This is a genomic window from Nocardioides conyzicola (genome assembly GCF_039543825.1).
GTDB lineage: Bacteria > Actinomycetota > Actinomycetes > Propionibacteriales > Nocardioidaceae > Nocardioides > Nocardioides conyzicola.
In genome coordinates this window covers 2,112,507-2,127,683 of the sequence record NZ_BAABKM010000002.1, presented here as the reverse complement: position 1 = coordinate 2,127,683, position 15,177 = coordinate 2,112,507, and the positions used below count along the sequence as shown (strand labels likewise).

The window sequence follows — 15,177 nt, the reverse complement described above, 5'->3', positions numbered from 1 at the left end:
AGGATGACCGGGGCAATGGTGGAGGCAGGTGCGGGGCACGGCGACCCGTCGCTGGACCGCTATGCCCGCATGGTCTGCCGGGCCCTCGGCGTCGGCACCGCGACCGTCACGATCATCGAGCCCGGGCGCGCGGTCTTCCCGGGCGCCTGCGGCCTGCCCGAGGACCTCCAGCGTGACCGCGAGAGCCCGCTGTCGCACTCGTTCTGCAAGCAGGTCGTGGTCGAGCAGGGCCCGGTGATCGTCGCCGACGCCCGCGAGGACGACCGCCTGCGCGACAACCTCGCCATCCCGGACCTCGGCCTGATCGCGTACGCCGGCTGGCCCATCTCCGACCACACCGGGACGATCGTCGGCTCGCTGTGCGCGGTCGACGGCGCACCACGTCAGTGGACCGACGCGCAGATCGAGATGCTCGAGGACCTCGCCGCCGCGTGCAGCGCGGAGATCTCGGAGCGCGGGCTGCGCGACCTGGCCGCGATCGGCGAGAGCGCGGCGCAGGACCTGTCCCACCGCAGCCGGGTGCTCCTCGCCCTGAGCGAGGGGCTCTCGGCCACCCGCACGATGACCGACGTCGCCCAGGCGGTCGAGGCGATCGCCATCGACCAGCTCGGCTGCCTCCACGCCGGGATCTGGCTGCGCAACGACGGGGACGAGATCGGCGCCGCGCAGGCGCCGGAGGTCCTCACGTTCGTCGCCCCGCCCACCACGACCTGGGAGTCCGCGCTGCGCAACGCGGTGCTGCCCTTCGACGACACCAATCCGATGGGCGGCGCGGCGGTCCACGGGCACGCGGAGTACTTCAGCGACAGGAGCATCCAGAACGCCCTCTATCCGCACCTCGACACCGTCAAGCAGGTCGGCGAGGCCCGGTCCTTCCAACCGCTGATCACCCGGGGGCAGGTGCTGGGCACGCTGGCGCTGATCTGGCAGGACCCGCACCCGCTCTCGGAGCAGGACCGGGTCACGATCGAGGCGCTCGCGTCGTACTCCGCCCAGGCCGTGCAGCGGGCGGGGCTTCTCCAGGAGCGGCTCGACGCCCTCGTCACCCTGCAGAGCGCCCTGCTGTCGGACCTGCCGGAGTCGGAGTGCCTCGAGCTGGCCGCCCGCTACCGGCCGGCGGCCTCGCGCGACCAGGTGGGCGGTGACTGGTACGACGCCGTCGTGATGCCGTCGGGCGCCACCAGCCTGATGGTCGGCGACGTCGTCGGGCACGACATCGCCGCGGCGGCCGTGATGGGCCAGCTGCGCACCATGCTGCGGACGATCGCGTGGACGCTCCGCGACGGTCCGGCCGCCCAGGTGCGGCGGCTGGACCGGGCGATGGAGGACCTGGACGTCGAGGGCATGGCCACGCTGGTCTACGCCCGGGTCGACGCCGAGGACCCGGACGTCGAGGGCCGCGTCCTGCGCTGGACCAACGCCGGCCACCCGCCGCCGATGCTGGTCACGGCCGCGGGCGAGGTGACGTTCCTCGACGACGGCACCCCCGACCTGATGGTCGGCGTGCAGCCCGACACCGAGCGCCTCGACCGCACGGCGCTGCTTCCACCGGGCGCCACGCTCCTGCTCTACACCGACGGCCTGGTCGAGCGCCGCGGCGAGTCGATCACCGTGGGCCTCGAACGGCTGGCCGGCGCCGCGCAGCGGTACCAGACCCTCGGCGTCGACGCCTTCCTCGACGCCGTCCTGGGCGACCTGGTCGGCACGGAGCTGAACGACGACGTGGCAGTGCTCGCCGTCCACCTCCGCGCATAGGGTGCTGGTCATGACGGACCAGGAGCTGCTCAGCGGATACGTCGACGTCTGGTGGCAGGCGATCAACGACTTCACCGACCTGCTCGAGGAGCTCCCCGCCGAGGAGTGGTCGACGCCGACCGACCTGCCCGGCTGGGACGTCAGGGCCGTCGCCTCGCACGTCGCGCACCTCGAGGGCATCCTCGCCGGTGGCCCGGAGGAGACGGCCGACGTCGGCGAGCCGCCGCACGTGACCGGCTTCCTCGGTCTCTACACCGAGATCGGCGTCGTCACCCGGCGCGACGCGACGCCCGACGCGATCATCAACGAGATCCGGGCGGCGGCCACTGCTCGGCACACGACGCTGCTCGCCGACCCGCCGACCGACGCGGCCGGGCGGCCCGACCCGATCTTCGCCGGGGCGCCGTGGGACTGGCGCACGCTGCTGCGCAACCGGCCGCTCGACGTCTGGATGCACGAGCAGGACATCCGGCGGGCGACCGACCGGCCGGGCGGGATGGACTCGGCGGCGGCACGACACACCGCCGAGTACCTCGCGGAGAGCTTCGGTTTCGTCCTCGCCAAGCGGGTCGGCGCCGAGCCGGGCACGACGGCACTGCTGGAGCTCGAGGGCAGCCAGCCCTTCGCGTTCGCCGTGACCGACGCCCGGCGCGGCGAGCGCCTGGAGACGGCACCGGCCGATGCCTCGGTCACCCTGCGGATGGACCGGGAGGCGTTCATCCGGCTGGCCGGCGGCCGGTGCCAACCCGAACCCGGGACCGTCGCCGTCGCCGGTGACCAGGAGCTCGCCGACCGCCTCCTCGACGCGATGGCCACCACCCCATGACCCGCCCGGACCGGTGGGACCCCGCCGACCTCCCCGACCTGGCCGGCCGCACCATCGTGGTCACCGGCACGACCGTGGGTGGGCTCGGCCACCACACCTCGCTCGAGCTCGCCCGCCGCGGCGCGCGGGTCGTGCTCACCGGCCGCTCGCCCGAACGCATCGCCGAGACCGAGCGCGCCATCCTCGACGAGGTGCCGACCGCGACGCTCGAGGCGATCGAGCTCGACCTGGCCGACCTCTCGTCGGTACGCCGGGCCGCGGCGACCGCGGCTGCCCTCGGCTCGATCGACGTGCTGGTCAACAACGCGGGCGTCATGGGGACGCCGTACCGCCGCACGCCCGACGGTCTCGAGCTGCAGATGGCGACCAACCACTTCGGGCCGTTCCTGCTGACCGGGCTGCTGCTGCCCCAGCTGGTGGCGTCCGCGGACGGCCGGGTCGTCTCGGTCTCCTCGCAGATGCACCGCATCGCCCGGTCGGCGCCGTTGGGCGACCCGCTGGTGCAGCAGGGCCGCTACCGGCCGTGGCCGACGTACGGGCAGTCCAAGCTCGCCAACCTGCTCTTCGCCTACGAGCTCGACCGGCGGCTGCGCCAGGCGGACCTGCCCGTGCGGGCGCTCGCCGCGCACCCGGGCTTCGCGTCCACCCACCTCGCCGCCAACGGTCAGTACGGGCGGTCCAGCGGCGGCATCGCCTCGATCCTGGACGGCGCGATCAAGCTCGTCTCGCCCAACACGGCCGCCCAGGGGGCGTGGCCGACCCTGATGGCGGCGACGGCCGACCTCCCCGGCGCGACGTACGTCGGTCCCGACGGGCTCGCCGAGTGGGCCGGCCGGCCGCAGGTCGTCACGAGCAACAAGCGGTCGTACGACGAGACCGCGCAGCGCCGCCTCTGGGAGATCAGCGAGAGGACCACCGGCATCACCTACCCCTGACCGGCGGGCCGCGACCAAAGTCGCGGTGCCGTCGACCCGGGGCCGATGCGCGCGCGCTGCGGCTCGACGAGCATCGAAGGGTGACGAGCACCCAGGTCTGGCGACTCGACGTCGCCGGGCATGCGCACCGGGTCGAGGCCGACCTGGGCACGTCCCGCCGGCTCCGGTGGTACGTCGACGACGGGCTGGTCGCCGAGAAGAAGTCGATGAGCGAGAAGGTCGGGCTCGAGTCCCCGGCCGGGCGCCTCCGGCTCCGCTTCGGGACGCTCGGCGGTCCTCAGCGCGCGACCCTGCTCGACGACGCCGACGGCCTCGACCTGGTGCCCGACCCCGGATCCCCGGCGGCCCGCTACGAGGACAAGGTGCGCGCCCATCCCGACCGCTACTCCGCGATCCAGGCGGTCGCCGGCGCCGCCCGGGTCGTGATACCGATCGTGCTGACGACGCTGCTCGCCCGGTTCGCGCTCTCGCTCCCGCTCCCCGACCTGCCGTCGCTGCCGCTCCCCTCGCTGCCCAGCCCCGACCTCCCGTCCTTGCCGCTCCCCTCCCTGCCCTCATGGTCGATGCCCGGGTGGGTCGAGCGGGTCCTCGGCGTCGCTCACTACATCTGGCCCGTCGTCCTGGCGTTCGTGCTCGCCCGCGCCGAGATCCGCCGACGCCGTCGCCAGGACGAGAAGCGTGAGCAGGGCGGCGACGACAGCAGCCGCGCCGACGCCTGACGCCACGACAAAGCGGCGCTCGCCCGCGTCCTGGCACCGCGCTGCGATCTGGTCGCCGTCGGGTGGAGGCTCACCGCCCGGGTAGTTGTCGGCGCCGTTGAGCACCGTGTCCCAGGGCGCGAGGCAGGTGTAAGGGTCACCGCGGCTGGTGTTGTCGATGTCCGGGTTGTCGACCATCAGCACGAAGGAAGCGAGGGCCAGGGCCGCCGTGAGGATGAGCAGGGTCCACCCGACCCTCGTGGAGGCGCGCCCCATGGTGTGCATGATCCTCCCGCCGTCACGCGTGGGACGCGAGGAGCTCTGGGAAAGTTGCCGGTCGGCCTAGCACCTGCGGTGGAAGGTGACCTTGCCGTCGGGTTGATGGGTGGTCTCGTACGTCGGGTCGTGGGCTCTCGCGTGGTGTCTCGGGCACAGCAGGCCACCGTTGGATAAGTCGGTGTCGCCGTCGTCGGCCCAGCGGATCCAGTGATGTCCGTGGCAGAGCCAGGGTGGCCAGTCGCACCCGTCGGCGCGGCAGCCGCCGTCGCGGATGCTCATGGCGGTGAGCTGGGCTCGGGTGAAGAACCGCTTGGCTCGGCCGACGTCGAGGACCTCGCTCTTGCCGTTGAGCACGACGGGGAGGATCCGGGCGGTGCACGCGAGACGTCTTACCTGGCTCGGGCTGATCTTCTCGCCGGTGTCGAGCACCCCGGCCTTCTGCAGCTTGCCCGTCAACACGTCGAGGTCGATGTGGATGACGATGGTGGCGTCGGTGCCGCCGACCTTCGGCAGGTCCTTGGCGCTGATGCGTTCGATGAGCTCGGCGAACGCTCGGCCCATCCGCTCCGGGCCGGGGCGGCGTTCGACCCCGGCTCCGTGGGTGGCGGCCTGATGCTTCGGCGCCGCGATCGCCAGCAGCATCTTCTTGAACATCGCCGCCTGCACGGTCGGCATGGTGAACCGGCCGTGGGTCTTCCCGTGCCCGTCGTCGGTCATCGTCAGCCGGGTCGCTTGGGCGGCTTTGGCTTCCTCCTTCTCGAGGAGGTCGGCCTCGTGCTGGTCGGCGAGGTCGGGTGCCACCACCTCGAGGAGCCGGCGGCCGAGGATCCGCAACGTCTTCGCGTCATGCTCGGCAGCGGCATCCACGAGATGCTTCTCCGCCCGGATCACCAGGTCCGGGTCCAGATCCTCGGGTAGCTCCTTGACCGCCCGGACGATCACGACCGCCTGCTCCGGGCGCACGTTGCCGGCGGCGAGGGCGTCGCGGACCACGTCGTGGGTGTCCAGGTCGTAGCCGAGGTGCACCACCCCCGCCGCGGCGGACCGGGTGAGACGGGTCTGGTGGGCGAGCCAGGTCGCGGTCGAGGTGGCACCGGTCTCGGTGCCGACCTGCAGCTCGTCGGCGTGCCGGGCGACCCGGGACCGGAGCTCGACGACCTGCGCCTCCAGCTTCGTCAGCTCCACCAAAGTAGAAGCGGCCTCGGCAGCGGTCATGGACCACACCGACGCGTCCACCACGGCGTCGGCAACAGCGCGCATCCGCGCGGTCGCCGTGGCCACCTGGTGGTGGGGTGTGGTCATCGCTGTCATGGGACTAGCCAAGCACTGGCCACCGACAGTCAGACGCCTCAGAGAGCCTTATCCACAGGGATTCAGATAACGAAGAGATCACGATCGTGGAGCTTCATCCACAGTCGAGCCGACGGCCTGTGGACCGGGCGCCGACCGCAACCCACCGCCCGCCGTACCCGCGTAAGTGCCTGTCGGCGGCCAACCCGGGCGGACCCGCAGGCCACTGACAGTCGGAGGGGTCTCGAGACGGGCCTGGCGGCCCTCCGCAACCCACCAGACACCCGCCGTTCGGCGTACCCGGGCCGGCGGTAGGTTGCCGACATGGACGTGGAACTCCAGGACGGTGCCCTCAGGTTCCGTCTGATGCTCGCCGGACTGATCGCGTTGCTGGTGGTCCTGCCGCTCGCGGCGGTGACCCTCCTCGACCTCGATGCGCGGACGCCGCTGACGATCGCCCAGGACACGCTGCACGACAAGTACGGCCTCCAGCTGGTCGACAAGCGAGGCGACGTCGTGCGGCTGGACTCCTCGCTGCCGACGGTGTCGGAGTTCAGCGTGAAGTCCGGGGCGACGACCGACGACGTCCCCTTCAAGCTCGACGGTCGTGCCGTGACGTGCTCTGTCCACGTCCCGTCGGATCCGCAGTCCGTCACCGCGACCTGCTCCGGTTGACGCCCTAGCGCCGGTCGGCGACCTTGACGAGGCCGCCCAGGACGGGGACGTACGCCGCGCGGTCGGGGCCGAGGGCGACGGCGCCGCCATGGTTGTCGGCGAGGGGGTTGAGGCCGGTACGGCGCGCCCAGGCGAGGCGGCCGGTGCGGAGGTCGAGGGCGCTGAGGTACCACGCGTCGACGCCGAGCCAGCTGTGCCGCTTGGTCCAGACGTAGGCGAGGCCGTCCTCGGTCGAGACGGCGGGGGCACCGCTGGGGGCGTCCATGTCGGTCGTCCAGGCGACCCGGCAGCGACCGCCGACCACGTCGACGCGGGCGATGCCGCGGCTCGTCGTACGACCCAGGAGCGTGGAGCGCGGCCCGTGGTAGCCGTGCGAGTTCTGCACGACGACCCCGCTGCCGGCCGCGACGAGACCGCCGTCGGTGGCACCCTCGTCGTCACCGAAGACCTCGGCCCGGCACACCACGTCGCCACTGCCGGCGCGGTGGAAGACCACCTGCAGGCGGGGGGAACGGTTGTCGGCGACCGCGACCAGCCCGTCGGGGAGCACCACGGGAGCGCTGCCCCGCTCACCACCGTCGTCGTACGGCGAGTCCCAGGCTGCCACGGGCTTCCCGCCCTCGATGACCACCCGGTGCAGTCCCTCGGCGCCCGCGACGTAGACGCCCTCGTCGGCCACGGTCAGTGGACGGTCGACCCGGTCGCCCAGGTCGACGGTGCGCACCCGGTCACCCGCGACGAACCCGACGAGACCGTCCCGGGACGCGAACCAGACCCGCCCGGTCGGGTCCGCTCCGAGCCCGGTCACGCAGTCGCCGGAGCCGAGCTCTCCCGCCAGGTCGACGGACGACTCCACGACGAGGTCGTCGTCCCCGATCGTGAGGATGCGCTGGCCGCTCGACGCCACCAGGTCAGCGCCGACCACCACGAGGCGACCCGCGCAGCCGGCGCCCGGCAGGTCGGTGGAGCGCAGCTGCCGCAGGCTGTCGGGATCGAGCACCCGTAGCACCGGCCGCTCGCCGCCGCAGAGCAGCACCGGGCGACCGTCGTCGTCGAACTCGACCCGGTGGCAGTCGGCGACGCCGTACGACTTCGTCACGACGGTGGGGGACTCCCCCACCGGGCCGCGCTCGGGACCCGCGACCAGCGGCCGGCCGACGTACGCCGGCGTCACCCATCGCCCGGGTCCCGGCGGGATCGGCACCCACCCGTCGGGCACGACCACCGCGAGCCCGGCGAGCACCACCACGACGGCCGCCCAGACGGCGACGACGCGACGGGTCGGCCGCAGCCACGCGCGAGCCGGCGGCCAGAGCAGCGACAGGAGGGCGGCGACCAGCACCAGCGGACCGAACCCGAACCAGAGCAGACCGACGCCCAGCAGCGCCAGCGTGCGTCCGAACCTCATCTCGCCGCGATCGTAGTGCGCCACCCAGCCTTGGCTGCGGTTCCCCGCCGGAGGAGAGTGGGCCCATGAAGCGACTCTCGGACGTGAAGCGGATCGGGTACGGCGCCATGCGGCTCAGCGGCCCCGGGATCATGGGGCCACCCGCCGATCCGGACGAGGCGAGGCGCGTGCTGCAGCGCGCGGTCGAGCTCGGCGTCGACCACATCGACACCAGCGACTACTACGGTCCGTACGTCGTCAACGACCTGATCCGGGAGTCGCTGCACCCCTACCCGCCGGAGCTGGTGCTGGTCACCAAGGTCGGCGCGCGGCGTACGGACGACGGGGCCTGGCTGCCGGCGTTCGCCCCGGACGAGATCAAGTCGGCCGTCCACGACAACCTCGGCCGGCTCGGCGTCGAACGGCTCGGCGGGGTCAACCTGCGCTTCATGGACGGGTGGGAGGGCGGCTTCGAGGCGCAGTGGACGGTGCTGGCCGACCTGCGCTCGCAGGGCCTCATCGGCGACCTCGGGCTCAGCAACTGCACCCCCGAGCAGGTGAAGGTCGCCCAGGACATCGCCCCGGTCGCGATGGTGCAGAACGCCTACAACCTGGCGCTCCGCGACGACGACGCGTTCGTGGACTCGCTCGCGGAGCAGGGCATCTACTACGTGCCGTTCTTCCCGCTGGGCGGGTTCAGCCCGCTCGCGCTGGAGGCCGTCGACGGGGTGGCCGCCAAGCACGCGGCCACGCCCATGCAGGTCGCGCTGGCCTGGCTGCTCCAGCGCTCGCCGACCATCCTGCTCATCCCCGGCACGAGCTCGGTCGCGCACCTCGAGGAGAACCTCGCGGCGGGCCACCTGAGCCTGGACGCCGACGACCTCGCCACGCTGGACGCGATCGGGGGCTAGACGGTCGCCGGGATCGGCACGACCGTGTGCAGCAGGCCTTCCTTGCGGGCGACCAGGACGGCCAGCCCGATGGTGGCGCCGGCGGCGAGCATGTTGATGCTCAGCGCCGAGACGCTCTTGACCAGCACGAACGTGTCGAGCGACGTCGACTGGAGCAGCCACAACGTCAGCCCGGCCTTGATCAGGCAGAGCGTCGCCCACAGGACGGTCAGGTTGCGGAACAGGCGTTGGATGCGTGGGCGCAGGTGGAGCTCGTCGTCCATCGGGTAGAAGTCGCCGGCCAGCCGCGCGACCATCGGCCGGGCCGTGGCCAGCGAAACCAGGAACGCCGTGCCGACGAGCGCGTCGCTGATGATCGGCTGGAGGAAGTAGAGGAACGTGCTGCCGGCGGCCAGCGAGATGGCGGTCCGCGCCGTGATGAGCAGCGCGGTCAGCAGCAGCAGGCCCGACGTACGGCGTCCGGTGAGGGCTCGCCACGCGATCGCACCGTACGACCAGCACATGGCGACGATGATCGCGGTCCAGACGCCGTAGACGCGGAAGCACCCGTAGAACAGCGTGGCCGGGATGACGCACGCGATCAGCAGGCTCAGCGCCACGCGGCGCACGACGGCGCCGAGTCGCGGACAGTGTCGCTCTACGGAGGCGAGCGGCGCGGCCGCAGTTGCTGCAGGTGAGGTCATGTTCCCGGTGACTGTACGGGTGGATCCTGTGAATGCCATGTCCGCGAGGTTTCGGGCGGCCACGACAGGGGTGAACTACATGTTCCATCGGACGGGTCGTCACAAACCTGAGTCAGTCATGGCGGGCGGTGCATGATGGCCGCATGAGTGACCCGCGCGCGGGACAGCCCGCCCAACCCTCCGACCTGGTCGACGTGGCACACCTGGTGACGGCCTACTACACCGGCGTGCCCGACCCGGAGGACCCCGACCAGCAGGTCGCCTTCGGCACCAGCGGGCACCGCGGGTCGTCGCTGCGGACAGCATTCAACGAGACCCACATCCTCGCGACGACGCAGGCGATCGTGGACTACCGGCGGGAGCAGGGGTACGACGGGCCGCTCTTCATCGGCCGCGACACCCACGGCCTCTCGGAGCCCGCCTGGGCGACGGCCCTGGAGGTGCTGGCCGCCAACGACGTGACCGTGCTGGTCGACGCGGACGACCGCTACACGCCGACGCCGGCGGTCTCGCACGCGATCATCCGGGCCAACGGCGGGCGGCAGTCCGGCGCCGGGCTGGCCGACGGCATCGTGGTCACCCCGTCGCACAACCCGCCGTACGACGGCGGCTTCAAGTACAACCCGCCGCACGGCGGGCCGGCGGACTCCGACGCCACCTCCGTGATCGCGGCGCGGGCCAACGAGCTGATCCGGAACGGGCTCGCGGACGTGCAGCGGGTGCCGTTCGCGCGGGCGCGAGCCGCGGCCTCGGCGTACGACTTCCTGGGGACGTACGTCGACGACCTGCCGCACGTGGTCGACCTGGCCGCCATCAAGGCGGCCGGCGTCCGGATCGGGGCCGACCCCCTGGGCGGCGCCTCGGTCGACTACTGGGCCGCGATCGCCGAGCGGCACGGCCTCGACCTCACCGTGGTGAACCCGCTGGTGGACCCGACTTGGCGCTTCATGACGCTCGACTGGGACGGCAAGATCCGGATGGACTGCTCGTCGCCGTCGGCGATGGCGTCGCTGATCGCCCAGAAGGACCGCTACGACATCGCGACCGGCAACGACGCGGACTCCGACCGGCACGGCATCGTCACCCCGGACGCCGGGCTGATGAACCCCAACCACTTCCTCGCGGTCGCGATCGGCTACCTCTTCGGTGGGGCCCGGCCGGGCTGGCCGGAGACCGCCCGGATCGGGAAGACCCTGGTGTCCTCGTCGATGATCGACAAGGTCGCGGCGTCGATCGGCCGGGAGATGGTGGAGGTGCCGGTCGGCTTCAAGTGGTTCGTGCCCGGGCTGATCGACGGGTCGTTCGGGTTCGGCGGCGAGGAGTCCGCAGGGGCGTCGTTCCTGCGCACGGACGGCTCCGTCTGGACCACCGACAAGGACGGCATCATCCTGGCGCTGCTCGCCTCCGAGATCCTGGCGACGACCGGGAGGTCGCCGAGCGCGCACTACGCCGACCTCGTGGCCGAGCACGGCGACCCGGCGTACGCCCGCATCGACGCCGCCGCCAGCCGCGAGCAGAAGGCGGCGCTGGCCGCCCTGTCCCCGGAGGCCGTGACCGCGACGTCGCTGGCCGGCGAGGAGATCACGGCCAAGCTGACCGAGGCGCCCGGCAACGGCGCGAAGATCGGCGGGCTGAAGGTCACCACCGAGTCGGCCTGGTTCGCCGCTCGCCCCTCGGGCACGGAGGACGTCTACAAGATCTACGCCGAGTCGTTCCGCGGGCCGGAGCACCTCGCGCAGGTGCAGGACGAGGCGCGCGAGGTGGTCAACGCCGCGCTCGGCTGACCGTCTCGGAGGTTTCGCCAACCTGTCACCGAGGTGACGCCGGCTATTGCGCCGCGGACGTGAGCATGGCCTGGCCCCATCCTCTCGGACCCTGGAGCCTCCCGTGCCCAGTATCGATCGTCGCCGCTTCCTGCAGGCCACCGGCGGAGCGGCAGTCGCCGCCACCGTGCTCAACGAGACCGTCGCCCGCGCAGCCGCGCTCCCCGGCCACCACACCCACGGTTCCCTCCAGGACGTCGAGCACATCGTCGTCCTCATGCAGGAGAACCGGTCGTTCGACCACTACTTCGGCACCCTGCGCGGCGTCCGCGGCTTCGGTGATCCGCACCCGGCGACGCTGCCGACGGGCAGGTCGGTCTTCCACCAGCCCGACGGGGCCGGCGAGGTGCTGCCGTTCCGCCCGGACATGGAGGACCTCGGCCTGGTCTTCCTCGAGGACCTGCCGCACGGCTGGCAGGACACCCAGGCCGCCATCAACCGCGGTGTCTACGACCAGTGGATCCCCCACAAGTCGGCCACGACCATGGCCCACCTGGGCCGTCGGGATGCACCCTTCCACTACGCCCTCGCCGACGCGTTCACGATCTGCGACGCGTACCACTGCTCCTTCATCGGCAACACCGACCCGAATCGCTACTACATGTGGACCGGCTGGACCGGCAACGACGGCAAGGGCGGCGGTCCGGTCCTCTACAACGACGAGCTCGGCTACGACTGGACGACGTACCCGGAGCGGCTCCAGAAGGCCGGCGTCTCCTGGAAGATCTACCAGGACGTCGGTCTCGGCCTGGACCAGGAGCACTACTGGGGGTGGACCGACGACGCCTACATCGGCAACTACGGCGACAACTCGCTGCTCTACTTCCACACCTACCAGAACGCCCAGCCCGGAAGCCCGCTCGCCGACCGCGCGAAGACCGGGACCAACGTCGCTGCGTCGGGGGGCTACTTCGACCAGCTGCGCGACGACGTACGGACGGGGCGGCTGCCGCAGGTCTCCTGGGTGGTCGCCCCCGAGGCGTTCAGCGAGCACCCGAACTGGCCGGTGAACTTCGGCGCCTGGTACGTCGCCAACGTGCTGGACGCGCTGACCTCCGACCCCGACGTGTGGAGCAAGACGGCCCTGCTGGTCACCTACGACGAGAACGACGGCTTCTTCGACCACGTCGTGCCGCCCCACGCCAACTCCCCGGTCGTGCCAGGCGCCTCGACGGTCCCGACGGACCACGAGTTCTACACCGGGCAGTACGGCCCCGGCTCGTACGGCCTGGGCCAGCGGGTCCCGATGCTGGTGGTGTCACCGTGGAGCAGGGGAGGCTTCGTCTGCTCGGAGACCTTCGACCACACCTCCATCATCCGGCTGATCGAGCAGCGGTTCGGCGTCGAGGAGCCCAACATCACCCCGTGGCGCCGCGCCGTGTGCGGCGACCTCACCTCGGCCTTCGACTTCTCCCGGCGGACATCTCAGGTGCCGACACTGCCCGACACCTCGTCGTACGAGCCGCACGACCATCAGCGGCACCCCGACTACCGCCCGATGCCGCCGACCCACGGACAGCTCCCCAGCCAGGAGCGCGGCGTCCGGCCGTCGCGGCCGATCGCGTACGACGTCGCCGTCCACGAGCGGTCCGCCCCCGCGTCCGTCGCGGCGACGCTGGTCAACACCGGTCCGCTCGGTGCGCAGTTCCAGGCGCGCTTCCTCACCCCGGCGGCCCCGCCACGGAGCTACACCGTCGGCGCCGGGGACCGCCTCCCGGTCACGTGGCCCGCCGTCGGCGCGTACGACGTGACCCTGCACGGACCACACGGGTTCTTCCGCCGGTTCGCCGGCGACCGCGCCACCGACGCGGTCGACGCGACCCTGAGAGTTGGTCGGGACACCGTGACGGTCGTGCTCCGTGCCCGCAACGCTCCGGCCACCCTCACGCTGACCAACGCCTACACCGGCCGGTCGCGGACGATCACCCTGCGCAGGGGTGCGGTCCGGACGATCCCGGTCGAGTCGCGCGCGAGCGGCGGCTGGTACGACGTCGCCGTGTCGGCGCAGGGCGGCCCGTTCGTCCGCGAGTTCGCCGGGCACCTCGAGAGCGACCGGCCCTCGATCAGCGACCCGGCGTTCGGGCGGTGAGCTTCACAGGTGGTCGGGCACGATCAGGGCATCCGGGTCCTGCCGCACCGGCAGGTGCGACAGCGCGATGGTGACCATCGCGACCCGCGCCTTCACCAGCACGGCACGCCGTACCCGCCCGACGTCGTCGCCGATGGTCGCCTCGACGGTGGACGCCACCTGCGCGGCGGTGAACGTGGGCCGGGTGCCGGCCTCGACCTCGATGTCGGGGAGCGCGACCAGCACCGGCAGCACCTGGTCGCCGAGTCCGTCGAGCAGCTGGAACCGGCCGAACTGGGTGAGCGACTGCCAGGCCTCGTCGACGCTGCGCCTGCCCTTGCGCACGGACTTGTCCTGCGCGGCCAGCACGCTCTTCGCCGCACCCGTGAGTGCCGCCGTCAGCTCCCGCTCGGTGAACCTCATGCGCCGATCATGCCCGGGCGGCGATGACTCTGCCGCTCGGGGCCGGTCTGCACCCGCATGACGACAGCCAGGATCGACCAGCGCTTCAGCGTCCCGGCCGCGACCGCCCTGCCCTGGACGGAGGTGGAGCGGCGGCTGACGGACGCGGAGCTCTACTGGCTCACGACCGTGCGCGCGGACGGCCGACCGCACACGACCCCGCTCGTCGGCGTCTGGCACGACGGAGGGTTCGCGTTCTGCACCGGGGCCGGTGAGCAGAAGCACCGCAACCTCGAGCACTCCCCCCTCGTCACCGTGACCACCGGCGCCAACACCTGGCAGGCCGGGACGGACGTCGTCGTCGAGGGGAGCGCCGTACGCGTCGTCGGCCGCGAGCGGCTGCAGCCGCTGGCCGAGGCCTGGGTCCGCAAGTACGGCGAGGACTGGGCCTGGGGGGCGGACGACGACGGCTTCACGGACGGCGACGGCACCCAGCCGTGGGTGTACGTCGTACCGCCCGCCAAGGTGATCGCCTTCGGCAAGGACCCGCACAGCCAGACGACCTACCGGCCCGGAGCGTCCTGACGCGACACCTCGTCGGCCGACGCGGTGTCGACGACCAGCGCCGACAGCAGCGCGAGCTTGTCGGCGGCCTCACTGCCGGGCACGGCGTGGTAGACGACCAGCATCTGCCCGTCGGTGCCCTCGATCGCGAGCTTGGACAGGGCCAGCTCGAGCTCGCCGACCTGCGGGTGGTTCATCCGGATCGATCGGCTCACGATCGGCTTCACGTCGTGCCGGGCCCAGCCCCGGCGGAACTCCTCGCTGCCGAGCGACAGCTCGCCGACGAGCTGCACGACGCGCGGGTCGTCGACGCGGTCGCCGATCCGGTTGCGGAAGCCGGCGACCAGCCGGGGGGCCGTCCGCTCCCAGTCGGGGTGCAGGTCGCGCTCGGCGGGGTCGAGGAAGACCGAGCGCAGGCGGTTCTCGCCGACCCGGACGTTGGGCGACAGGGCGGTGACGAGCGGGTTGGCCGCGAGCACGTCCAGGTAGCGGCCCTCGATGAACGCCGGGAGCCCGATCACCGTCAACAGCTGGGCTGTCGCGGTCGGCACCGTCTCCGGCCGAGGGCGGCGGGCGCGGTTGCGCGGCTTCGGGGCGCCGAGCCGGAGCAGGTAGTCCGTGGCGGTCGCGTCCAGCTGGAGGACGTGGGCGAGCGCCTCGAGCACCTGGACGGACGGGTTGCGGTCGCGGCCCTGCTCGAGCCGCAGGTAGTAGTCCGCGCTGATGCCGGCCAGCATGGCGACCTCCTCGCGGCGGAGACCGGCGACGCGTCGTACGCCGTGGGCCGGGATGCCGACGCTCTCCGGCGACACCAGCTCGCGGCGGGCCCGCAGGTAGTCGCCCAGCCGGTTGTCGTCGCTCACCCGGACCACGGTAGCCGC

Annotated in this window: 14 protein-coding genes; 9 read left to right on the top strand and 5 right to left on the bottom strand. The window is 72.3% G+C overall.

Annotated elements, in window-relative coordinates:
• Nucleotides 1-3: 3 nt before the first annotated feature.
• The 4 genes from ABEA34_RS13345 to ABEA34_RS13330 all read left to right on the top strand — a co-directional run bounded on the left by ABEA34_RS13345 (nt 4) and on the right by ABEA34_RS13330 (nt 4,235).
• Nucleotides 4-1,755, top strand: a complete 1,752-nt coding sequence (locus tag ABEA34_RS13345) for a SpoIIE family protein phosphatase (protein ID WP_345521786.1) — start codon at nt 4-6, stop codon at nt 1,753-1,755.
• A 10-nt stretch (nt 1,756-1,765) separates the two neighbouring features.
• Nucleotides 1,766-2,581 carry a maleylpyruvate isomerase family mycothiol-dependent enzyme gene (locus tag ABEA34_RS13340; protein ID WP_345521785.1) on the top strand — a complete coding sequence of 272 codons (816 nt, stop codon included), beginning with the start codon at nt 1,766-1,768 and terminating at the stop codon, nt 2,579-2,581.
• Nucleotides 2,578-3,516: an oxidoreductase gene (locus tag ABEA34_RS13335; protein ID WP_345521784.1), complete on the top strand. Its 939-nt coding sequence runs from the start codon at nt 2,578-2,580 to the stop codon at nt 3,514-3,516. Before ABEA34_RS13340 ends, ABEA34_RS13335 begins: the two co-directional genes overlap by 4 nt.
• Nucleotides 3,517-3,596: 80 nt before the next feature.
• Nucleotides 3,597-4,235: a hypothetical protein gene (locus ABEA34_RS13330; protein ID WP_345521783.1), complete on the top strand. Its 639-nt coding sequence runs from the start codon at nt 3,597-3,599 to the stop codon at nt 4,233-4,235.
• Nucleotides 4,236-4,556: 321 nt separating this feature from the next.
• Here ABEA34_RS13330 and ABEA34_RS13325 read toward each other — a convergent pair whose 3' ends face one another.
• On the bottom strand, nt 4,557-5,804 hold the full coding sequence (locus ABEA34_RS13325; protein WP_345521782.1) for an HNH endonuclease signature motif containing protein: 1,248 nt from the start codon (nt 5,802-5,804) through the stop codon (nt 4,557-4,559).
• Nucleotides 5,805-6,107: 303 nt separating this feature from the next.
• Here ABEA34_RS13325 and ABEA34_RS13320 point away from each other — a divergent pair, with 303 nt between their 5' ends.
• Nucleotides 6,108-6,458 carry a hypothetical protein gene (locus ABEA34_RS13320; protein WP_345521781.1) on the top strand — a complete coding sequence of 117 codons (351 nt, stop codon included), beginning with the start codon at nt 6,108-6,110 and terminating at the stop codon, nt 6,456-6,458.
• A gap of 4 nt (nt 6,459-6,462) precedes the next feature.
• On the opposite strand, the gene ABEA34_RS13315 is transcribed toward ABEA34_RS13320, so the two are convergent.
• Nucleotides 6,463-7,866: an NHL repeat-containing protein gene (locus ABEA34_RS13315; protein WP_345521780.1), complete on the bottom strand. Its 1,404-nt coding sequence runs from the start codon at nt 7,864-7,866 to the stop codon at nt 6,463-6,465.
• 65 nt (nt 7,867-7,931) lie between these two features.
• Here ABEA34_RS13315 and ABEA34_RS13310 point away from each other — a divergent pair, with 65 nt between their 5' ends.
• Nucleotides 7,932-8,756 (top strand): oxidoreductase, encoded by an 825-nt coding sequence (locus ABEA34_RS13310; RefSeq protein ID WP_345521779.1) that lies wholly within the window; start codon nt 7,932-7,934, stop codon nt 8,754-8,756.
• On the opposite strand, the gene ABEA34_RS13305 is transcribed toward ABEA34_RS13310, so the two are convergent.
• Nucleotides 8,753-9,439 (bottom strand): VC0807 family protein, encoded by a 687-nt coding sequence (locus ABEA34_RS13305; RefSeq protein ID WP_345521778.1) that lies wholly within the window; start codon nt 9,437-9,439, stop codon nt 8,753-8,755. The genes ABEA34_RS13310 and ABEA34_RS13305 overlap by 4 nt on opposite strands.
• A gap of 143 nt (nt 9,440-9,582) precedes the next feature.
• On the opposite strand from ABEA34_RS13305, the gene pgm reads away from it, so the two are divergent.
• Together pgm and ABEA34_RS13295 are read left to right on the top strand one after the other, a co-directional pair.
• A complete protein-coding gene (pgm, locus tag ABEA34_RS13300; RefSeq protein ID WP_345521777.1) occupies nt 9,583-11,223 on the top strand; it encodes a phosphoglucomutase (alpha-D-glucose-1,6-bisphosphate-dependent) in 1,641 nt (546 codons plus the stop codon).
• A gap of 103 nt (nt 11,224-11,326) precedes the next feature.
• Entirely contained in the window at nt 11,327-13,351 is a 2,025-nt protein-coding gene (locus ABEA34_RS13295) for a phosphocholine-specific phospholipase C (protein WP_345521776.1), read from the top strand.
• 3 nt (nt 13,352-13,354) lie between these two features.
• On the opposite strand, the gene ABEA34_RS13290 is transcribed toward ABEA34_RS13295, so the two are convergent.
• A complete protein-coding gene (locus ABEA34_RS13290; protein ID WP_345521775.1) occupies nt 13,355-13,753 on the bottom strand; it encodes a hypothetical protein in 399 nt (132 codons plus the stop codon).
• A 57-nt stretch (nt 13,754-13,810) separates the two neighbouring features.
• Here ABEA34_RS13290 and ABEA34_RS13285 point away from each other — a divergent pair, with 57 nt between their 5' ends.
• Nucleotides 13,811-14,317, top strand: coding sequence for a pyridoxamine 5'-phosphate oxidase family protein (locus tag ABEA34_RS13285; protein WP_345521774.1), 507 nt, complete (start codon nt 13,811-13,813; stop codon nt 14,315-14,317).
• Here the strand turns inward: ABEA34_RS13285 and ABEA34_RS13280 are convergent.
• The gene (locus ABEA34_RS13280) at nt 14,296-15,159 is read right to left on the bottom strand and encodes a helix-turn-helix domain-containing protein (RefSeq protein ID WP_345521773.1); all 864 of its coding nucleotides are present in this window, start codon (nt 15,157-15,159) and stop codon (nt 14,296-14,298) included. The two genes, ABEA34_RS13285 and ABEA34_RS13280, sit on opposite strands and share 22 nt — an antisense overlap.
• Nucleotides 15,160-15,177 lie beyond the last annotated feature (18 nt).

Coding starts and splice junctions, on each gene's coding strand:
- ABEA34_RS13325 (WP_345521782.1), bottom strand. CDS start 5,804: ATGACAGCGATGACCACACCCCACCACCAGGTGGCCACGGCGACCGCG.
- ABEA34_RS13285 (WP_345521774.1), top strand. CDS start 13,811: ATGACGACAGCCAGGATCGACCAGCGCTTCAGCGTCCCGGCCGCGACC.
- ABEA34_RS13315 (WP_345521780.1), bottom strand. CDS start 7,866: ATGAGGTTCGGACGCACGCTGGCGCTGCTGGGCGTCGGTCTGCTCTGG.
- ABEA34_RS13345 (WP_345521786.1), top strand. CDS start 4: ATGACCGGGGCAATGGTGGAGGCAGGTGCGGGGCACGGCGACCCGTCG.
- ABEA34_RS13310 (WP_345521779.1), top strand. CDS start 7,932: ATGAAGCGACTCTCGGACGTGAAGCGGATCGGGTACGGCGCCATGCGG.
- ABEA34_RS13335 (WP_345521784.1), top strand. CDS start 2,578: ATGACCCGCCCGGACCGGTGGGACCCCGCCGACCTCCCCGACCTGGCC.
- ABEA34_RS13290 (WP_345521775.1), bottom strand. CDS start 13,753: ATGAGGTTCACCGAGCGGGAGCTGACGGCGGCACTCACGGGTGCGGCG.
- ABEA34_RS13340 (WP_345521785.1), top strand. CDS start 1,766: ATGACGGACCAGGAGCTGCTCAGCGGATACGTCGACGTCTGGTGGCAG.
- ABEA34_RS13320 (WP_345521781.1), top strand. CDS start 6,108: ATGGACGTGGAACTCCAGGACGGTGCCCTCAGGTTCCGTCTGATGCTC.
- ABEA34_RS13305 (WP_345521778.1), bottom strand. CDS start 9,439: ATGACCTCACCTGCAGCAACTGCGGCCGCGCCGCTCGCCTCCGTAGAG.
- pgm (WP_345521777.1), top strand. CDS start 9,583: ATGAGTGACCCGCGCGCGGGACAGCCCGCCCAACCCTCCGACCTGGTC.